The following is a 17955-nucleotide window of genomic DNA, read 5'->3' as shown; positions in this document are numbered from 1 at the left end:
GGCATGAGCAGTGCCACCTACAGCGAGGACCGGTCCACGGCGACCCTTGTGGCGCCCGCCGGAACCTTTCTGTTCATGGCGATGTTCCTGTTCCTGTGGATCTCCATCGACCCCTTTGTCGACCTGACGGGTGAGGCGATCCTCGACCCCTCGGCCGGCAATTCCAGTCGGCTGAATCAGATCATATCCCTGGCTCTCTTCGCCGGCACGCTTGGCTTTGGCGTGCTTCATCCGATGCGCAATACGATCTTGCAGCCGCGCCTCCTGTTGGCCGTCCTGTTCACCTGGTTTCTTCTCGTCTCGGTCATTTCCGCGCATCCGATCCTCGGCATCAAGGGCGTCGTTCTCAGCGTGATGATGGCGGTAAATGCCAGCATCTACCTGTTGATGCCGGCTTCGGAACGGCATTTCGCCAAGATGCTCGGGATAGGCACCCTCATCATGCTGGCGGTTGCCTATTACGGCATTTTTTTCAAGCCGTCCCTTGCCATCCACCAGGCTGAGGAACTGCGTGAACCGATGAATGCCGGCTTGTGGCGGGGCCATTTTCCGCACAAGAACAGCGCCGCCGCGGCGATGGTGATTGGCGCCTTCTTTGGTTTCTTCGTAATGAATACCTGGTCGCGCCTCGCCGGTATCGCGATCATTGCGCTGTGCTGCGTCTTTCTCGTCCACACCGGTGGAAAGACCTCGACGGCGATGCTTCCCGGGATATTGATCCTCGCGTGGCTTTTCGAGCATGCGCGTTTCCTGCGCATTCCGATCGCCGTCGGCGGGGTCGGGCTCTTCAATCTCTTCGCCGTGGGCTCGGCCGTCTTCATTCCGCTTGGCGAGTTCATTAGCCGGCTTGGCATCGACGCGACTTTCACGAACCGGGCCGACATCTGGCGTTTCGCCTTCTCGGCGCTGGCGGAGCACCCGTTGCTTGGCTATGGCTTCAGGGCGTTCTGGCAGACGGAAGAACTGGTCTACAGCGGAGGGTCGGTGGAAACGTGGGCCGTTGCGGCAGCCAACGGGCACAATTCCTACCTGGACGTCGCGTTGATGACCGGATTTCCCGGACTGGTCCTGACCTTGATCTGGGTCATTCTGTTGCCGCTTCGCGACATTTCGCGGATCGCTCGGGATCGCGAGCACTCACATCTCACGCGGCTGTTCATTCGCATCTGGCTTTACACAATCTTCCATGCCGGCCTCGAGACGCTGTTCTTCGAAGGCGGAAACCTCATCTGGTTCACGTTCATGTTCGCGCTCTATGGTTTGCATCTCCAGTCCTCGGCGGTGTTGACGGTCGATCGGCAACCGGTGAAAAGGAGCACGGTGGCGCATGCCTGAGATCGCACGGAAGATCGATGGGCTGGTCGATCGCTTGGCAAACCGGCTGATCTGGCGTTTTGCCCGGCAACGGCGCAGGCTGGAAACGGATGCGCCGCTCGTCTCCTTCACCTTCGACGATGTTCCCGACAGTGCGCTCGACCACGGGGCAACCATTCTGGAGCGACACGGCGCGCGTGGCACATTCTACATTGCCGGCGGGCTTGCCGGGCAGGTGGAACCAGACCGAACGCTGATCTCGCCGGCCGGCTGTGGTGAGCTGCTCGCCCGAGGGCACGAAATCGGCTGTCACACCTTCTCGCATCGCAGGATGCGTGACATGTCCGCCCTTGGCCGGGACCTCGACCGCAATGCGGCCTATCTCGAAGGCGTCGGCGTTGCGACCGCCCCGGCAAATTTCGCCTTTCCGTACAATGCAGCCTGGCCTCCGGCGCGTCCGGAGCTTCGCAAGCGCTATCGCACCTGCCGGGCGGCCGGCGAGGCCATCAATCGCGGACTGGTGGATCCACTGATGCTCAAGGCCGTCGAGATCCGCCAGCCGGAGCAGCATGCACGCGCGCTGACGCGCTGGATAGACGACGTCGTCGAGCGCCCGGGCTGGCTCGTCTTCTTCACGCATGACATTGCACCGTCGCCGACGCCCTATGGCTGCACGCCGGAAACCTTCGATCATCTGGTCCGCCATGCGGTCGGCAAGGGATGCCAGGTGCTTCCGGTCGATCAAGCACTCGGCCGGCTCAACTGGTGAGATGCACAGATGGCGAGCTTCGGGAATGCCGGGAAAAAGTTGCTGGCGATCAACAATTACTTCTATCGCCGCGGTGGTGCGGAGACGGTCTTTTTCGACCACATGAGCATGTTCGGTGAGATCGGCTGGGATGTCGTGCCGTTCGCCATGCAGCACGATCGCAACGAAGTTTCGCCGTGGTCGGACTATTTCGTATCGGAAATCGAGTACGGCCGGCAGGCGGGCCTGTTGCGAAAAGTCTCTCAAGCTGCAAGCGTCATTTATTCCCTCGAGGCACAACGCAACATCAGCCGGCTCATCGAGCGGGTGCGGCCGTCGGTCGCCCACGCCCATAATGTCTACCACCATCTCTCGCCGGCAATCTTCTCGACGCTCAAATCCGCCGGCATTCCGGTGGTGATGACCGTTCACGATCTCAAGCTCGCCTGTCCGTCCTACAAGATGCTCCGCGACGGAAGAGTCTGCGAGGATTGCAGCGGCGGGCGAATCTACAACGTCCTGCGCCATCGTTGCGTCAAAGACTCCGTGTCGCTCAGCGCCGTCGTCCTGGCCGAGACCATGCTGCATCGCCTGCTCGGGCTCTACCGCAAAAAGGTGGACCGGCTCGTGGTGCCGAGCCGGTTCTACTTGGAAAAGCTGGCTGAATGGAACTGGCCGCGCGAGAAGATGGTCCACATTCCGAACTTCGTCGATGTCGAGGAATATCGCGACGATTGGCAGGAGGGGGACTATTTCGTCTTTGCCGGCCGGCTTGCTCCGGAAAAGGGGCTTGCGACGCTGATCCGAGCCGTCGCCCTTTCGAAACAGCGGCTGATCATCGCCGGTACCGGACCGGAGGAGGCAGCGCTTCGAAAACTCGCGGCCGAGCTCGGCGCGGATGTAAGTTTCGCCGGCTATCTTTCAGGCCAGGATCTGCATCGCCTGATCGGCGAGTCCCTGGCCCTCGTACTTCCCTCCGAATGGTACGAGAACGCACCTGTCAGCATTCTCGAGACTTATGCTCTCGGACGCCCGGTTATCGGTGCGGCGATTGGCGGCATTCCGGAAATGGTGAAGGAAGGCGAGACCGGTCTGCTGGCGGCGTCCGGCGATGTCGAAGATCTCGCCCGCGCCTTGAACGCCATGGCCGCTCTCGCACCTGCCGTTCGCCTGCAAATGGGCGCTACGGGCCGCCACTGGGTCGCCAGCGAGTTCTCCGCGGCGGCCTATCGCGTCAGGACGCTCGAGCTCTACGCGTCGCTTGGGGTCGCCTAAGAAGCTGGACGCTGCAACAGCGTCCGCCCATGCGCAAGCGTTTGATTTTCGCGCATTTCCTTCGAAGTTTAAGGAATTTCTTACGGAGACAGTAGGTGCCTGGGGTGCATAAGCCGCCAAGGGAAATCCCTGGGGCTGACAACCATGAGCAGAACGTCCGAAGTCTCGAGAAATCGGATGGCGCAGTCGAGCGCCATGCCGCATGCGCACAGCATGGCCGCCGGTCAATTTCCGTCGAGCCTGGTGGATGAATTTGGGGCGGCCGGTGGTGGCCGCAGCGCCGGTCTTCCGGAAGAGCTCGCAAGCATTCCTCGGCCAGCGGCGGGTCGGCGCGGGCGGCGTCGCGTCGTGATGCTTGGTTTGCGCGGCATCCCGAACGTCCAGGGCGGCGTCGAAAAGCATGTCGAGATGCTCGCGGGCAAGCTTGTGGAGCACGGCTGGGAGGCGGACGTCATCGGACGGCGTCACTATCTTCAGAAGCCATCGTCGTTTTCCTGGAACGGAATTCGTATCTTTCCGCTCTGGGCGCCGCGGCTAATGGCGTTGGAAGCCTTCGTGCACACGTTCGTGGGTGTCTGTTTTGCGGCTTTGCGCCGACCCGATATCCTGCATATTCATGCAGTTGGACCGGCGCTCCTTGTGCCGCTGGCAAGGCTTCTCGGCATGAAAGTGGTCGTCACCCATCACGGCTACGACTACGACCGGCAGAAATGGGGTACCTTCGCCAAGCGCATGCTGCGTCTCGGCGAGTTCGTGGGCATGCGCCTTTCTCACGGCCGCATCGCGATTTCGAAGGAAATCGTTCACGCCATGGGCGAGCGGCATGGGACAGCCGTAACCTTTGTCCCGAACGGCGTCGCCGTTTCGCCCTCCCGCGACGATACCGGCATCCTCAACGATTTCGGACTGGAGCCGCGCCGATATATTCTGCTCGCCGCCCGGATCGTCCCGGAAAAACGCCAGACGGACCTGATCCAGGCTTTCGCAAGGCTAGGCACCGCCGAGTTCAAGCTTGTGCTCGCCGGTGACGGGGAATTCGAGACGCCTTACGTTCAGCAGGTGAGGGCGATGGCCGCCAATGTCACGGGCGTTGTTCTGGCAGGCTTTCAGACCGGCGACCGGCTGGCGGAACTCTTCGCCAACGCGGCCCTCTTCGTGCTGCCTTCCAGCCATGAGGGCATGCCGATTGCGCTGCTGGAGGCGATGGCCCATGGCCTGCCGGTACTGGCGAGCGACATCGTTGCCAACCGCGAGTTGGACCTGCCTGGCGACGACTATTTTCCGCTGGGCGATATCGACGCGCTTGCGACCGCGATCAGCAGCAAGATTGCCAACCCGCCGAGCGAGGAGCAGGTCCTGTCGAAGATCAGGCACGCCGAGCTGACCTACAGTTGGACGGGGGTCGCCGCAAAGACGCTTGCGGTGTACGGGTCACTGTTGTCGAAATAAGCCGGGTCTTACGCGGCGTCGCCATCCGCTTTGCACGATGCACGTTTGTCCTCGGGCCGGTGCCGATCTGAGGAAGACAGGTCACGACGATTTGGATTGAAGCATGACTCTCAGACGCATCGCATCACTGCTCGCATGGCTGCTGTTCGGCGTGATCGCCTACTCGACGCTGTCCCCGATCGGCATGCGCCCCCATATCGGCACATGGGTGCATGTCGAAAGGTTCGGCGCTTTCGGGCTCCTCGGCCTCCTGTTCATGATCGGCTATCCGAGACGTCTGCCGTTCGTCATTGCAATCGTGCTTGGAACGGCGGTCGGATTCGAATTGCTGCAAATGCTGTCCATGGACCGTCACGCGCGCTGGGGAGATCTTGCGGTCAAGCTCGCCGGCGGCAGTTGCGGCATTGCGGCGGGGTGCTTGCTGGCGCGAATAAACCAAAACGCAAACTATCCCGGTTAGAAACCGCTGCGGGAACGCGGTTGGCGCCCGCGACACGCTGCCGATATCTGGGGGCTCTTTTGACTGTATCCGTCATCGTCAAGACCTTGAATGAAGAGAAGCGGATTGCCGCGACGATCGAAAGCGTCGTTGCGGCGCTGGCGGGCAAGGAGAGCGAGATCATCATTGCCGACAGCGGATCGTCCGATCGAACCGTGGAGATCGCGTCGCAATATCCGGTCACCATCGCGCAGATCGTCCCGCCGGCGCTTCCGAGCTGTGGTATCGGGCCGCAACTCGGTTTCCAATATTCCCGATACGCCTTCGTCTGTCTGATGGACGGCGACATGCTGCTGGATGCGGAATTTCTCGACGCGGCGATCGCCTTTCTCGCGGAAAATCCCACGGTTGGCGGTGTCACGGGCCATGTGGAGGAGAAGCTCGTTTCCAATCTGGAATTCGCCCGGCGTGTCAACCGCAACGCGCCGGAGAACCGCATCGGCCCGATCGACCGCATGAATGGGGGTGGGCTCTATCGACGCGCCGCGATTGAGGACGTCGGCTATCTTTCGGACCGGAATCTTCACGGCTACGAGGAGTTCGAGCTCGGTGTGCGGCTTCGAAGCGCCGGATGGGCTCTCCATCGTCTCGACCGTTGCTTCGTCCAGCATTTCGGTCACACCGTCAATTCCTACCGGCTGCTGGTCCGCCGCTGGAAGAGCAAATATCTCTATGGCATCGGCGAATTGCTGCGCGCTTCGCTCGGCAAGCCCTATTTCCTTCAGGTGCTACGGGAACTGCCGGAACTGAAACTGTGGGCGCTTGTCTATCTCTGGTGGGCGCTTTGCCTCGGCCTGATCCTGTTCCTGCCCGACAAAGGCATGGCGATTGCTTCGGTCTCGGCGATGTTTGCGGCCGTTGTCCTCCTGGTCAGCCTCAAGAAGGGCGACCTCGGCATGGGCCTCTACACGGTCGTGGCCTGGTTCTTCCATGCCGCGGCCCTGCCCGCCGGCTTGGTGAGGTCGCGGCAGCAGCCGGGCGCGCCGATCGAGAGCAGAATCCTCGACAAACCCGCATGAACAGCCGCTCACTGCTCGCTGCCGCGACGATATTTCTCGGCTGCCCAGCATTTGCCGCCTACGCCTCCGACCAATGGCTGCCGGTCCGTGAAACCTCGCTTGAGATGCGCGCGGGCAGTCCGCTCGACTTCTCGTCCATTTTGCCGAACGAGACCATCGATGCGGGCCACCGGCTGATTGCCGGTCCTAACGGTCAACTCGCCTTTGCTGAAGCGCCGGAAAAACCGGTCCGGATGCTCTGCGCCTCGCTCGCCTGGAGCCCGGCCTCCGGCGGCTTTCCGGATCATGACGGCGCCGACCGCTATGCCCGGCAACTGGCGCTGCATGGCTACAATATCGCGCGGCTGCACTTCACCGATGCGAGCCTGATGTTCGGCCGGCAGGAGGATTTCGACTTCGATCCGGAAACGCTTGACCGCATCCACTACCTGCTTGCCGCTCTCAAGCGCAACGGCATCCACTGGATCGTTGACGGCCTGTCGTCGCCGCGCGGGGCTCACGGCGGCTACGACGATCGCTGGGACGCCAACGGCGATCTGAAGCTCCTGCTTCATTTCGATGAGGAAGCTTTTGCCCACTGGACAATGCTGCAGCAGAAATTCCTGGCGCGGGTGAACCCCTATACGGGCGTGGCGCCGATCCGTGACGACGCCCTAGCGCTGGTGATCCTCGCCAACGAGAACGGCATCGAATTCGACGCCGTCGTGCATGATCGCCCGGGCAAGCCGCCCTATGATGCGGCTCTGGCCGCGCCCTTCAACCATTGGCTTGCGAAACGCTACCCGTCGACCGAGGCGCTCGCGGAAGCCTGGGGCGATCTTGAGGACGACGAACGGCTTGAGGCGGCCTCCGTGAAATTGCCCGCCGACCGTTACGCCGATAGTCCCCGCATGCGCGATCTGCAGGCCTTCATCACGGAAGTCGAGCGATCATCGGCGGCGCGGATGAGCAAGACCCTGCGCGACCTCGGATATAGGGGGCTGATCAGCACCTACAACAACTGGCCGACGGTGCAGACGGGCTTGAGCCGGCGCGACCTCGAGGCCGTGACGATGAATACCTATCACGACTGGGTCGGCGGCTATTCTCCAGGCAGCGCGCTCCTGCAGACAAGCTCGATCGCGGACAACGTCAACTATGTGCGGATGATCGCGGCTGCGCGCTGGCTCGGCAAACCCTTCGTCGTCAGCGAATACGATCATCTTTTCTGGAACCGGTATCGTTACGAGGCGGGGCTTGTGATGCCGGCCTATGCGGCGCTGCAGGGCTGGGATGTGCTCTGCAGGCACGGCCATGGGCCGATCACGCTCGCCTACGGCGAACCCTACCCCCACAAGAAGGCGATGCTTCCTTATGCGATTGCGCTCGATCCGATCGCCCGGGCGGGTGAAACGCTTGCGGCACTCGTCTACCGGCGTGGAGACGTCGCGACCTCGGGTATCACGATCCCTTTCGCGGTTCACGGCGAGGAGGATCTTGGCGAGGACATGCAGGCGCGCGAGCCGGAGCAATTGACCGATCTGGCGCTGGTCGGTCGCATCGGGCTCAAACGCTCGGACCCGTCGCGGCTCGACATCGGCGTCGCGCAACCGCGGACCCAGAACAGCGCGGATATTCTCGCCGAGTTCCGCGACATCGGCATCCTCCCCGCCGGCAATGCCACGGACGTCGAAAGCGGGCTCTATGAAAGCGACACGGGGGAGATCGTGCTGCAGCGCGCCGCCGGGCAGTTGCGCGTCTCGACCCCTTTGACCGAAGCCGCCGCGTTTTCCTCCCTTCGTGAGCCGATTGATCTCGGTGTACTGCGGATAGAACGGTCAGACGGGAACGCACTCGTCGCGCTGTCGGCGCTCGATGCGCCCGCGACGCTCGCCGACAGCCGGCGTTTTCTGCTGATCTTTGCGACCGATGCCCAGAACACCGGCATGATCTTCCGTGACAGCGAAGAAAAGTTCATCGAGGATTTCGGCAGTCTGCCGGTCCTGATCCGAAGGGGTGAGGTCGACCTCAGGCTCTCGAGAACGGCGGGGAAATGGAAGCTCTCGCCTGTCGGCCTCGACGGCACCGTTCGCCCCGCGGTCGAAAACGGGAAGGGCGCCATCTCGTTCCGTCTTTCGAACCACACGCCCGGCGGGCCGACGACCTATTTTCTTCTGGAGCTCGAAGACTGATCCGCTGATAGGCCGTCTCGTAAGTCGGAGCGGGATGAGGAAAAGTGTAAACGGTTGTCCGCCCGCATCCCGCTCCAACTTACCAGAACCGAGCGCGACTGTTCACGTCCGCAACCAGGGGACGCCAGCGCGCATTTTTGCGCTTGTACCTCTAGCCGCTAGAGGTCGTAGCCTGCTTCTTGATTTCGCAAGGAGCAAGGAATGGCGGGCAACGTTCGGGAAAGCAGATATCGCGTCGAGGGCATGGACTGTGCGTCCTGCGCAGCAAAGATCGATACCGCCGTGCGGCGCGTGGGTGGTGTCCAAGACGTCAGCGTGTCGGTGACCGCCGGCACGATGACCGTTCGCCATGCGGATGGGCACGAAATCGGTCCGGCGATCGTGCGCAAGGTGGGCGGTCTCGGCTACGGGCTCTTGCCGCTGGCCGGCGCGACAACCGCTGAAACAGCCAGCGCGCGCGATCATGGCTGCTGCGGCCACGCGCACGGGCACGACCACCAGCGGTCAGCGGGTGAACTACCCCATCTGCCTTTCGGCACCGTGCGATCTGGGCTCGGCGAAAGTCATAGCCATGACCATGGATCTACTGCTGTCGGCCCCTGGTGGGGGACCACCAAGGGACGGCTTGTGGTTGCGTGCGGCCTCGCGCTCGCGGTCGCCTATGGTGCCGGCAAGTTTCTTCCCGCGACCGGGCCTTGGATTTTCACGCTCGCCATGCTTGTCGGCCTCGTGCCGATCGCAAGGCGTGCACTGATGGCAGCACTTGCCGGCACGCCCTTCTCGATCGAGACGCTGATGACCGTTGCCGCCGTCGGCGCGGTCTTTATCGGCGCCACGGAGGAAGCGGCGATGGTCATCTTTCTCTTCCTGATCGGTGAACTCCTGGAGGGCGTCGCCGCCAGCAAGGCGCGGGCGAGCATCCAGTCGCTGACGGCGCTCGTGCCGAAATCGGCGCTGATCGAGATTGACGGCCGGACTAGCGAGGTTCCGGCCGAGAGTCTGCCGGTCGGGGCGACGATCCTCGTGCGGCCGGGAGACAGAATTCCCGCGGACGGTGCGATCGTTTCCGGCGAAAGTATGGTCGATGAAGCGCCGGTGACCGGGGAAAGCACGCCCGTTCGCAAGGAAGAGGGCGACAGCGTATTCGCCGGCACCGTCAATGGCGACGGTGCGCTGCGTGTGCGCGTCACCGCCGCTTCCGCCGACAACACCATCGCACGCGTCATCCGGCTGGTCGAGGAAGCGCAGGAGATGAAGGCGCCGACAGAGCGCTTCATTGACCGCTTCTCCCGCTACTACACGCCGGCGGTCGTCATCGCCGCCGCTCTGGTTGCGTTGATGCCGCCGCTCCTTTGGGGTGCCGCTTGGGACGAATGGATCTACAAGGGGCTCGCGATCCTGCTCATCGGTTGCCCCTGCGCGCTGGTGATCTCGACGCCGGCGGCGATCGCCGCGAGCCTCTCGGCCGGCGCGCGGCGTGGTCTTTTGATGAAGGGAGGCGCCGTCCTCGAAAGCATCGGCCGGATCACCGCTGCCGCCTTCGACAAGACCGGTACGCTCACCGAAGGCAAGCCGAGGGTCACCGATGTCGTCGGCTTCGACATGGCGGAAGCGGATGTCCTTCGCTATGCGGCCGCGCTCGAGCAGGGGTCCAGCCATCCGCTTGCGCTGGCGATCCGCACCCGCGCCGATGCGGACGCGCTGCTGCTGTCCCCGGTCGCAAGTGCCAAGGCGATCGGCGGCAAGGGTGTCGAAGGGTCAGTCGACGGGGTCGAGCTTTTCCTGGGGTCGCCACAGGCAGCCGACGAGCGCGTGCCACTCTCCGCGGCTGAGAAGCGGCGGATCGCGAGCCTTCACGACGAGGGAAAAACCGTGTCCGTGCTGGTTGTCGATGGCCGGGCAGCCGGCGCGCTTGCGATGCGCGACGAGCCGCGCGCCGATGCGGCAAAGGGCGTGAAAGCGCTGAGCGACGCCGGTATCCGCGTGGTGATGCTGACGGGCGACAACCGCCGCACGGCGGAGGCGATTGGTCGCCCCTTCGGAATGGAGATCCATGCCGGCCTCCTGCCGGGGGATAAGCAGAGCATCATTCGTCAGCTGAAAGCCGAGGGGCTTCAGGTTGCCAAGATCGGTGACGGTATCAATGACGCGCCGGCGCTGGCGGCTGCCGATGTCGGCATCGCCATGGGCGGTGGAACGGATGTTGCCCTTGAAACCGCCGACGCCGCCTCGTTGCACGCGCGCATTTCCGACATCGCCGCCATGGTCAGGCTTTCGCGGTCGACGATGCGCAATATTTACCAGAATATCGGCATGGCGCTGGGCCTGAAAGCCGTCTTCCTCGTCACGACGATCGCTGGCGTTACGGGACTCTGGCCGGCGATTCTGGCGGATACCGGCGCCACCGTTCTGGTGACCGCGAACGCCTTGCGGCTCTTGCGGCCGCCCGCCTCAATGTGAAGCCCGCCTCAACGTGAAGAATGCGCCCGTCGCCGTTTTGCGGCGACAATCACCTGATAGGGCTGTGTATTATTCACGCTGGACTCTCACCAGCGATCCGGTGAGAGTATAAGGAGATCACGATTGAGGGCTTTCGCGCCCGAAAATCGATGATAAACTTATACCAAATGGTAAAAAAATTGCCGGCACGGTTTGGGAAGAAAACCGAAGCAGGCAAGATTGGGGATCGCAGGGCCAATATGGATGATATTGCCATCGAGTTGCGTGGGATCGACAAGAGTTTCGGCCCCGTCCACGCCAATAAGAATATCAATCTCAAGGTTCGCAAAGGCACGATCCACGGCATCATCGGGGAGAACGGCGCCGGCAAGTCGACCTTGATGTCGATCCTCTACGGCTTCTATCAGGCCGATAGCGGCGAGATCATCGTGGATGGGCGGCCGGTCTCGATCCGCGACCCGAATGCGGCAATCTCCGCGGGCATCGGCATGGTGCACCAGCATTTCATGCTGGTCGAGAACTTCACGGTGCTCGAAAACGTCATGCTCGGTGCCGAAGACAGCCAGATCCTCAACAAGGGCATCGCCAAGGCGCGGCAAGAGCTGAAGCGGCTGGAGAAGGAATATGCGCTTGAGGTCAATCCGGATGCGCTGATTGAGGAACTGCCGGTCGGTCTCCAGCAGCGTGTTGAAATCCTGAAGGCGCTCTATCGCAAGGCCGACATCCTAATCCTAGACGAGCCGACCGGCGTGCTGACGCCGGCCGAAGCCGATCACCTCTTCCGTATCCTCGGACAGCTGAAGGATCAAGGGAAGACGATCATCTTCATCACGCACAAGCTTCGCGAAATCATGGCGATCACGGACGAGGTTTCGGTGATGCGTCGCGGCGAAATGGTCGCAACCCGCACGACCGGCGAGACGTCAGTCGAAGAACTTGCGGAACTCATGGTTGGCCGTCGCGTGCTGCTGCGCGTCCAGAAGGGCGAGGGCACGCCCGGCGACGTGAAGCTTTCGATTCAAGGCCTGACGGTCAAGGACAGCCGCGGCGTGACCATGGTCGACGACGTCTCCTTCGACGTTCGGGCGGGCGAGATCGTCGGCATTGCCGGCGTGGCCGGCAATGGCCAGTCGGAACTGCTCGAAGCGATCGCCGGCATCCGCAAGGCGACCTCCGGAACGGTGCTGCTCAACGGCGAGTCCGTCGATGTGACGGGCCATAGGGATCCCGCCGCGCTCAGGGCTCGCGGGCTGGCGCATGTGCCGGAGGATCGCCATCATGTCGGCCTGGTCCTGAAGTTCGAGGAGAGCGAGAATGCCATCCTCGGCTACCACAACGACCCGCGCTACCTAAACGGTACCTTCTTGAATATCGATGCGATCCGCAAGGATGCCGAGGAGAAGATCGCCAAATATGACATCCGCCCGCCGAACGCGCGGTTGAAGACCGCCAATTTCTCCGGCGGCAATCAGCAGAAGATCGTGCTTGCGCGCGAAATGGAGCGCGGACCGGACGTGCTGATCATCGGCCAGCCCACTCGCGGCGTCGACGTCGGCGCCATCGAATTCATCCACAAGCGGATTATCGAGATGCGCGACCAGGGCAAGGCCGTCCTGCTCGTCTCCGTCGAACTCGATGAGATCCGCGCGCTTTCCGACCGCATTCTCGTGATGTTCGCCGGGCGTGTCGTCGGCGAGCGCAGCCCCGATGCGACCGAGGGCGAACTCGGCCTCTTGATGGCCGGTGTCGAGGGCCGCAAGGAGGCCGCAGAATGAGCACCCCTTTTGCGAAGCTTCCCGTCTGGGTCGAATACGGTCTGGTCCCGCTGATCAATCTTGCCGTCGCCTTCATCGTCGCCGGACTTGTCGTGCTGCTCGTCGGCGAAAATCCGTTCGAGGCGGCCTATCACCTGATCAACGGCGCCTTCGGTCGCGGCGAATATATCGGCTTCACGCTCTACTACGCGACGACCTTCATCTTTACCGGTCTTGCCGTCGCCGTGGCGTTCCACTGCGGGCTCTTCAATATCGGCGGCGAGGGGCAGGCCTATGTCGGCGGCATCGGAGTGGCGCTCGCCTGCCTCTGGCTGGATCAGACCATGCCCTGGTATGTGGTCTTCCCGATCGCGATCGTCGGTTCGGCCTTCTTCGGCGCGCTCTGGGCGTTCCTGCCCGGATGGCTGCAGGCAAAGCGCGGCAGCCATATCGTCATCACCACCATCATGTTCAATTTCATAGCCTCGAGCCTGATGGTCTACCTATTGACGCGCGTCCTGAAGCCGCTCGGGTCGATGGCGCCGCAGACGCGGACTTTCGCCGAGGGCGGGCAACTGCCGAAACTCGACTGGCTGCTGTCGATCTTCGGTCTGAACATCGGTACGGCGCCGTTCAACATCTCCTTCCTTTTGGCGCTGGCGGCGGCCTTCGCCGTCTGGGTGCTGATCTGGCGCACGAAGCTCGGCTACGAGATGCGGACCATGGGCCACAGCCCGTCCGCGGCGCGCTATGCCGGTATCCGCGAAAGTCGCATCACCGTCATCGCCATGATGCTCTCGGGCGGGCTTGCCGGTATGATGGCGCTGAACCCGATCATGGGCGAACAGTTCCGCATGCAACTGGACTTCGTCCAGGGCGCAGGTTTCGTCGGCATCGCCGTGGCGCTGATGGGGCGCTCCCATCCGGGCGGCATCATTCCCGCCGCCGTCCTCTTTGGCGTACTTTATCAGGGCGGGGCGGAAATCGCCTTCGAAATGCCGTCGATCTCGCGCGACATGATCGTCATCATCCAGGGCCTCGTTATCCTTTTTGCCGGCGCGCTCGAAAACATGTTCCGCCCCGCGATTACACGTGCCTTCGCGATGCGGGGCCAGCGCGCGGCCGCCGTCGTGCAGACCAAGGGAGCCTGAAGCCATGGATTTCTTCCACGTCCTCGTCGTGCTCCTGGAATCGACGATCCGGGTCTCCGTGCCGCTGGTCTTTGCAGCGCTCGCCGGGCTCTTCACCGAGCGGGCCGGCGTGTTCGATATCGGTCTCGAAGGCAAGATGCTCGGTGCAGCCTTCGCCGCCGGCGCCGCCGCCGCTGTCACCCAATCGGTCTGGATCGGCCTCATCGCCGCGATCCTGATCTCGGTGCTCCTGTCGCTCGTCCACGGTTATGCCTCGATTACCCAGCGCGGCAACCAGATCGTCTCGGGCGTCGCGATCAACTTCATCGTCGCCGGTTCCACCGTCATCCTTGGCGAGGCCTGGTTCCGCCAGGGCGGCCGCACGCCCGCGCTTGCCGAAGGCGCCAGGTTCCAGATCGTCAATTTCCCCGGGGCCGACGCGATCCGGGAGGTGCCGATCCTCGGGCCGATCTATGCGGATCTGCTTTCCGGGCATTTCCTGCTCACTTACCTTGCCTTCGCGATGGTGCCGATAAGCTGGTGGATCCTCTATCGCACGCGTTTCGGCTTGAGGCTGCGCGCTGTCGGCGAGAATCCGGGAGCGGTCGATACGGCCGGCATATCGGTGATCTGGCTGCGCTATCGCGCGGTCATCTGCTGCGGGATTCTCTGCGGCTTCGCCGGCGCCTACCTGTCGCTGGCGATGACGGCCGGGTTCGTCAAGGGCATGACGGCGGGCAAGGGCTACATCGCGCTTGCCGCCCTCATCTTCGCCAAGTGGCGACCCAAGAACGTCATGCTCGCTTGCTTGCTCTTCGGTTTCCTCGATGCCCTTGCCATCCGTTTGCAAGGCGCGCCGCTGCCGCTTGTCGGCCAGGTACCGGTGCAGTTGATGCAGGCGCTGCCTTACATTCTGACGGTCATCCTGCTTGCGGGCTTTATCGGCAAGGCCATTCCGCCCAAGGCGGGTGGCGTACCTTACGTGAAGGAGCGCTAACCATGATGGAGAACGATCTGTTCATCGCGGCGCGGGAAGCCATGGCAAAGGCGCATGCGCCCTATTCCAAGTTCCCGGTGGGTGCCGCCATCCGCGCGGAGGACGGCAAGATCTATACCGGCGCGAATATCGAAAACCTGTCGTTCCCGGAAGGCTGGTGTGCCGAGACGACGGCGATCAGCCACATGGTCATGGCCGGTCAGCGCAAGATCATGGAAGTTGCCGTCGTCGCCGAGAAGCTCGCCCTCTGTCCGCCCTGCGGCGGCTGCCGGCAGCGGTTGGCGGAGTTCTCCGGCGCAAGCACGCGCATCTATCTTTGCGACGAGACGGGTGTGAAGAAAACGCTGGCGCTCTCCGACCTTCTTCCGCACAGCTTCGAAACAGAGATCCTCGGATGAACGACGCGGCGGAATTCCTGAAGACCAAGCTCAGCGGGTTTGCACCGCGATATGGGATTGTGCTCGGCTCCGGGTTGGGTGCGCTGGTCGAGGCCGTGGAGGAACCGGTCCGCGTCCCCTATGCAGAGATCCCGGGCTTTCCCCTGGGGGGCGTCTCGGGCCATGCCGGCGAGTTGGTGGCAGGCAAGCTTGGTGGCGTGCCCGTCGCAATGCTCTCCGGCCGGGTGCATTACTACGAACGCGGCGACGCCAATGCGATGCGCGCGCCGATCGAGGCGCTAAAGCGGCTCGGCATCCGAAGCCTCATCCTGACCAATTCGGCCGGATCGCTGCGGGAGGATATGCCGCCGGGCTCGGTGATGCGCATCGCCGATCATATCGGCTTTTCCGGCTCCAACCCGCTGATCGGCGTCGAGAGCGACGACCGTTTCGTCGGCCTGACGAATGCCTATGACGCAGAGCTTGCCGAGCGGATGCAAAAGGCTGCAGCCCGTCTCGCCATTCCGCTCCAGAGCGGCGTCTACATGTGGTTCTCCGGCCCGAGCTTCGAGACACCGGCCGAAATCAGGATGGCGCGCATTCTCGGGGCGGACGCCGTCGGCATGTCCACCGTTCCCGAAGTCATCCTGGCGCGCTTTTTCGGATTGCGCGTTGCCGCTGCCTCCGTGATCACCAATTTCGCCGCGGGCATGACCGGCGCGGAACTCAGCCACCACGAGACGAAGGATATGGCGCCGGTCGGCGGCACGCGGCTGGCCGCGATCCTCAAAGAGATGATTGCAAGCGAAGCCTGAACGGCGGCCTGACCATGCTCCCACAGGAAGTGATCCGGCAGAAGAGGAACGGCGGCCAGCTCGACGCGGCCGAGATCGCCGCCTTCGTCAAAGGCATTGCCGACGGTTCCATCTCGGAAGGCCAGGTTGCCGCCTTCGCGATGGCCGTCTGGTTTTCCGGCATGAGCCGCGACGAATGCGTGGCGCTGACGCTGGCGATGCGCGATTCCGGCGACACGCTCGACTGGAGTGCTCTCGGCCGTCCGATCGTCGACAAGCATTCGACCGGCGGCGTCGGCGACAATGTTTCGCTGATGCTGGCACCCATCGTTGCCGCCTGCGGTGCCGCGGTGCCGATGATTTCCGGGAGAGGCCTCGGTCACACCGGCGGCACGCTCGACAAGCTCGAATCGATTCCAGGTTACGACATCCAGCCTGCCCCGGCGCTCTTTCGCAAAGTGGTCGACGAGGTCGGTTGCGCCATCATCGGTCAGACGGCGAACCTCGCGCCGGCGGACAAGCGCCTCTACGCCATCCGCGACGTGACTGCGACGGTCGATTCGGTGCCGCTGATCACCGCTTCCATTCTCTCGAAGAAGCTTGCCGCGGGGCTCCAGTCGCTGGTGCTCGACGTGAAATTCGGCAACGGCTCTTTCCTCACCGATGCCGACGAGACGGAGATTCTCGCGCGCTCGCTCGTCGATGTCGCGAACGGTGCCGGCGTGCGCACATCCGCGTTGATCACCGACATGAACGAGCCGCTTGCGGATGCGGCTGGAAATGCCCTCGAAGTCGACAACTGCCTTGCTTATTTGCGCGGCGAGAAGAAAGGCACGCGCCTTGACGCAGTGGTCATGGCGTTTGCAGCGGAAATGCTCGTCGCCGCCGGTCTGGCGCCCGGTCCGCAGCAGGGCGAAGCGATGGCGCGCCACGCGCTTGAAAGCAGTGCCGCGATGGAACGTTTCGGCCGCATGGTCCATCTGCTCGGGGGACCGGCGGATTTTGTCGACCGGCCGCAGGCCTATATAAGAAAGGCGCCGGTTGTGGTGCCGGTGGAGGCAAGCCGGGACGGCTATCTTGCGACCTGCGAGACGCGCGAACTGGGAATGGCGGTGATTGCGCTTGGCGGCGGACGGACTCGTCCCGACGACAGGATCGATCACAGCGTCGGGCTTGCGGGTCTGCGCCCGCTCGGGACGAAGGTGAGCAAGGGCGAGCCCATCGCATTCGTTCATGCAGCCGATCGCAAGACGGCCGAAGACATGGCGAAAAGGGTCGCGGCGCTCTACACGATCGCGGGCCAAAGACCGGATCCGCGTCCGATCATTGTCGCCCGCATCACCTGACGAGATGCAGCGCGCCATTCTCGACGCGATAGGACGATAGCCGGCTCAGGAAACTCATGCCGACGAGCATGCCGGAAAGCGCCTTGTCGGGAAGGACCATGGCATCGACATTCTTGAGCGTGATGCCGCCGATCTCGACGCGATCCAGACTGACATAGGCTGCCTCGACGATTCCGTTGGCCGTCTGCACCCGCGCACTGAAAGCGAGGCCGGCGACGGAAATGCCGAAGCGGCGGGCGGCCGAAGTGTTGATGGCGATCGTGCTCGCGCCAGTGTCGACCAGGCCCCGTTCCGCGCGTCCATTGACGCGAAACGTGCCGAAGAAATGGCCAGTTGGATCGGCTTCGAGAACGATGCTTTTGCCGCTCGCATACTTGGCGGCGCTAACGGGCGCGGCGCGCTGAGCGTCTTGCGCCGTCGCTTCGTTCTGTCGTTCGAGATAGGTGGACGCGAGATCGGGAACAACCAGTGCGACAAGAGCGAGGCCGCCGGCAAAGACAAGTAGACGTGTAATCATTGCTCAGGCCTCCGGCCGTCGATTGTGTAGTCTGCGTCGAAGGTGACCACACGCGCTCCACCATCTGAACAGATGATGGCTAACGGGATGCAAAAAAGCCGCCGG

15 protein-coding genes are annotated in these 17955 nt (G+C 63.0%); 14 read left to right on the top strand and 1 reads right to left on the bottom strand.

Annotated features, from left to right (window positions below):
- Positions 1 to 3 precede the first annotated feature (3 nt).
- The 14 genes from PZN02_RS05695 to deoA all read left to right on the top strand — a co-directional run bounded on the left by PZN02_RS05695 (position 4) and on the right by deoA (position 17333).
- On the top strand, positions 4 to 1335 hold the full coding sequence (locus tag PZN02_RS05695) for an O-antigen ligase family protein (RefSeq protein WP_280660631.1): 1332 nt from the start codon (positions 4 to 6) through the stop codon (positions 1333 to 1335).
- Positions 1328 to 2083 carry a polysaccharide deacetylase family protein gene (locus tag PZN02_RS05690; RefSeq protein WP_280660630.1) on the top strand — a complete coding sequence of 252 codons (756 nt, stop codon included), beginning with the start codon at positions 1328 to 1330 and terminating at the stop codon, positions 2081 to 2083. The genes PZN02_RS05695 and PZN02_RS05690 overlap by 8 nt, the downstream gene beginning before the upstream one ends.
- A 9-nt stretch (positions 2084 to 2092) precedes the next feature.
- Positions 2093 to 3337 (top strand): glycosyltransferase family 4 protein, encoded by a 1245-nt coding sequence (locus tag PZN02_RS05685; protein ID WP_280660629.1) that lies wholly within the window; start codon positions 2093 to 2095, stop codon positions 3335 to 3337.
- Positions 3338 to 3550: 213 nt separating this feature from the next.
- The gene (locus tag PZN02_RS05680; protein ID WP_280661397.1) at positions 3551 to 4786 is read left to right on the top strand and encodes a glycosyltransferase family 4 protein; all 1236 of its coding nucleotides are present in this window, start codon (positions 3551 to 3553) and stop codon (positions 4784 to 4786) included.
- Positions 4787 to 4889: 103 nt separating this feature from the next.
- Positions 4890 to 5246 carry a VanZ family protein gene (locus PZN02_RS05675; protein WP_280660628.1) on the top strand — a complete coding sequence of 119 codons (357 nt, stop codon included), beginning with the start codon at positions 4890 to 4892 and terminating at the stop codon, positions 5244 to 5246.
- Positions 5247 to 5305: 59 nt separating this feature from the next.
- Positions 5306 to 6304 carry a glycosyltransferase family 2 protein gene (locus tag PZN02_RS05670; protein WP_280660627.1) on the top strand — a complete coding sequence of 333 codons (999 nt, stop codon included), beginning with the start codon at positions 5306 to 5308 and terminating at the stop codon, positions 6302 to 6304.
- Positions 6301 to 8475, top strand: coding sequence for a glycoside hydrolase (locus tag PZN02_RS05665; protein WP_280660625.1), 2175 nt, complete (start codon positions 6301 to 6303; stop codon positions 8473 to 8475). Before PZN02_RS05670 ends, PZN02_RS05665 begins: the two co-directional genes overlap by 4 nt.
- Positions 8476 to 8676: 201 nt before the next feature.
- Positions 8677 to 10935 carry a heavy metal translocating P-type ATPase gene (locus tag PZN02_RS05660; protein ID WP_280660624.1) on the top strand — a complete coding sequence of 753 codons (2259 nt, stop codon included), beginning with the start codon at positions 8677 to 8679 and terminating at the stop codon, positions 10933 to 10935.
- Positions 10936 to 11174: 239 nt separating this feature from the next.
- Positions 11175 to 12710, top strand: coding sequence for an ABC transporter ATP-binding protein (locus tag PZN02_RS05655; protein WP_280660623.1), 1536 nt, complete (start codon positions 11175 to 11177; stop codon positions 12708 to 12710).
- Entirely contained in the window at positions 12707 to 13840 is a 1134-nt protein-coding gene (locus PZN02_RS05650; RefSeq protein WP_280660622.1) for an ABC transporter permease, read from the top strand. The genes PZN02_RS05655 and PZN02_RS05650 overlap by 4 nt, the downstream gene beginning before the upstream one ends.
- A 4-nt stretch (positions 13841 to 13844) precedes the next feature.
- Positions 13845 to 14816, top strand: a complete 972-nt coding sequence (locus PZN02_RS05645) for an ABC transporter permease (protein WP_280660621.1) — start codon at positions 13845 to 13847, stop codon at positions 14814 to 14816.
- Between the two features lie 5 nt (positions 14817 to 14821).
- A complete protein-coding gene (locus tag PZN02_RS05640; protein WP_210239195.1) occupies positions 14822 to 15214 on the top strand; it encodes a cytidine deaminase in 393 nt (130 codons plus the stop codon).
- Entirely contained in the window at positions 15211 to 16008 is a 798-nt protein-coding gene (locus PZN02_RS05635; protein WP_280660619.1) for a purine-nucleoside phosphorylase, read from the top strand. Before PZN02_RS05640 ends, PZN02_RS05635 begins: the two co-directional genes overlap by 4 nt.
- An 8-nt stretch (positions 16009 to 16016) precedes the next feature.
- The gene (gene deoA, locus PZN02_RS05630) at positions 16017 to 17333 is read left to right on the top strand and encodes a thymidine phosphorylase (protein WP_280661396.1); all 1317 of its coding nucleotides are present in this window, start codon (positions 16017 to 16019) and stop codon (positions 17331 to 17333) included.
- On the opposite strand, the gene PZN02_RS05625 is transcribed toward deoA, so the two are convergent.
- Entirely contained in the window at positions 17326 to 17850 is a 525-nt protein-coding gene (locus tag PZN02_RS05625) for a retropepsin-like aspartic protease family protein (RefSeq protein ID WP_280660618.1), read from the bottom strand. The two genes, deoA and PZN02_RS05625, sit on opposite strands and share 8 nt — an antisense overlap.
- Positions 17851 to 17955 lie beyond the last annotated feature (105 nt).

The organism is Sinorhizobium garamanticum, assembly GCF_029892065.1.
Taxonomy (GTDB): Bacteria; Pseudomonadota; Alphaproteobacteria; order Rhizobiales; family Rhizobiaceae; genus Sinorhizobium; species Sinorhizobium garamanticum.
This window is presented reverse-complemented; position numbering and strand designations above follow the sequence as displayed.

What these genes read in the sequence shown, in the direction of transcription:
- PZN02_RS05695 (WP_280660631.1), top strand. Translation starts at nt 4, where the DNA reads ATGAGCAGTGCCACCTACAGCGAGGACCGGTCCACGGCGACCCTTGTG.
- PZN02_RS05690 (WP_280660630.1), top strand. Translation starts at nt 1,328, where the DNA reads ATGCCTGAGATCGCACGGAAGATCGATGGGCTGGTCGATCGCTTGGCA.
- PZN02_RS05685 (WP_280660629.1), top strand. Translation starts at nt 2,093, where the DNA reads ATGGCGAGCTTCGGGAATGCCGGGAAAAAGTTGCTGGCGATCAACAAT.
- PZN02_RS05680 (WP_280661397.1), top strand. Translation starts at nt 3,551, where the DNA reads ATGGCCGCCGGTCAATTTCCGTCGAGCCTGGTGGATGAATTTGGGGCG.
- PZN02_RS05675 (WP_280660628.1), top strand. Translation starts at nt 4,890, where the DNA reads ATGACTCTCAGACGCATCGCATCACTGCTCGCATGGCTGCTGTTCGGC.
- PZN02_RS05665 (WP_280660625.1), top strand. Translation starts at nt 6,301, where the DNA reads ATGAACAGCCGCTCACTGCTCGCTGCCGCGACGATATTTCTCGGCTGC.
- PZN02_RS05660 (WP_280660624.1), top strand. Translation starts at nt 8,677, where the DNA reads ATGGCGGGCAACGTTCGGGAAAGCAGATATCGCGTCGAGGGCATGGAC.
- PZN02_RS05655 (WP_280660623.1), top strand. Translation starts at nt 11,175, where the DNA reads ATGGATGATATTGCCATCGAGTTGCGTGGGATCGACAAGAGTTTCGGC.
- PZN02_RS05650 (WP_280660622.1), top strand. Translation starts at nt 12,707, where the DNA reads ATGAGCACCCCTTTTGCGAAGCTTCCCGTCTGGGTCGAATACGGTCTG.
- PZN02_RS05645 (WP_280660621.1), top strand. Translation starts at nt 13,845, where the DNA reads ATGGATTTCTTCCACGTCCTCGTCGTGCTCCTGGAATCGACGATCCGG.
- PZN02_RS05640 (WP_210239195.1), top strand. Translation starts at nt 14,822, where the DNA reads ATGGAGAACGATCTGTTCATCGCGGCGCGGGAAGCCATGGCAAAGGCG.
- PZN02_RS05635 (WP_280660619.1), top strand. Translation starts at nt 15,211, where the DNA reads ATGAACGACGCGGCGGAATTCCTGAAGACCAAGCTCAGCGGGTTTGCA.
- PZN02_RS05625 (WP_280660618.1), bottom strand. Translation starts at nt 17,850, where the DNA reads ATGATTACACGTCTACTTGTCTTTGCCGGCGGCCTCGCTCTTGTCGCA.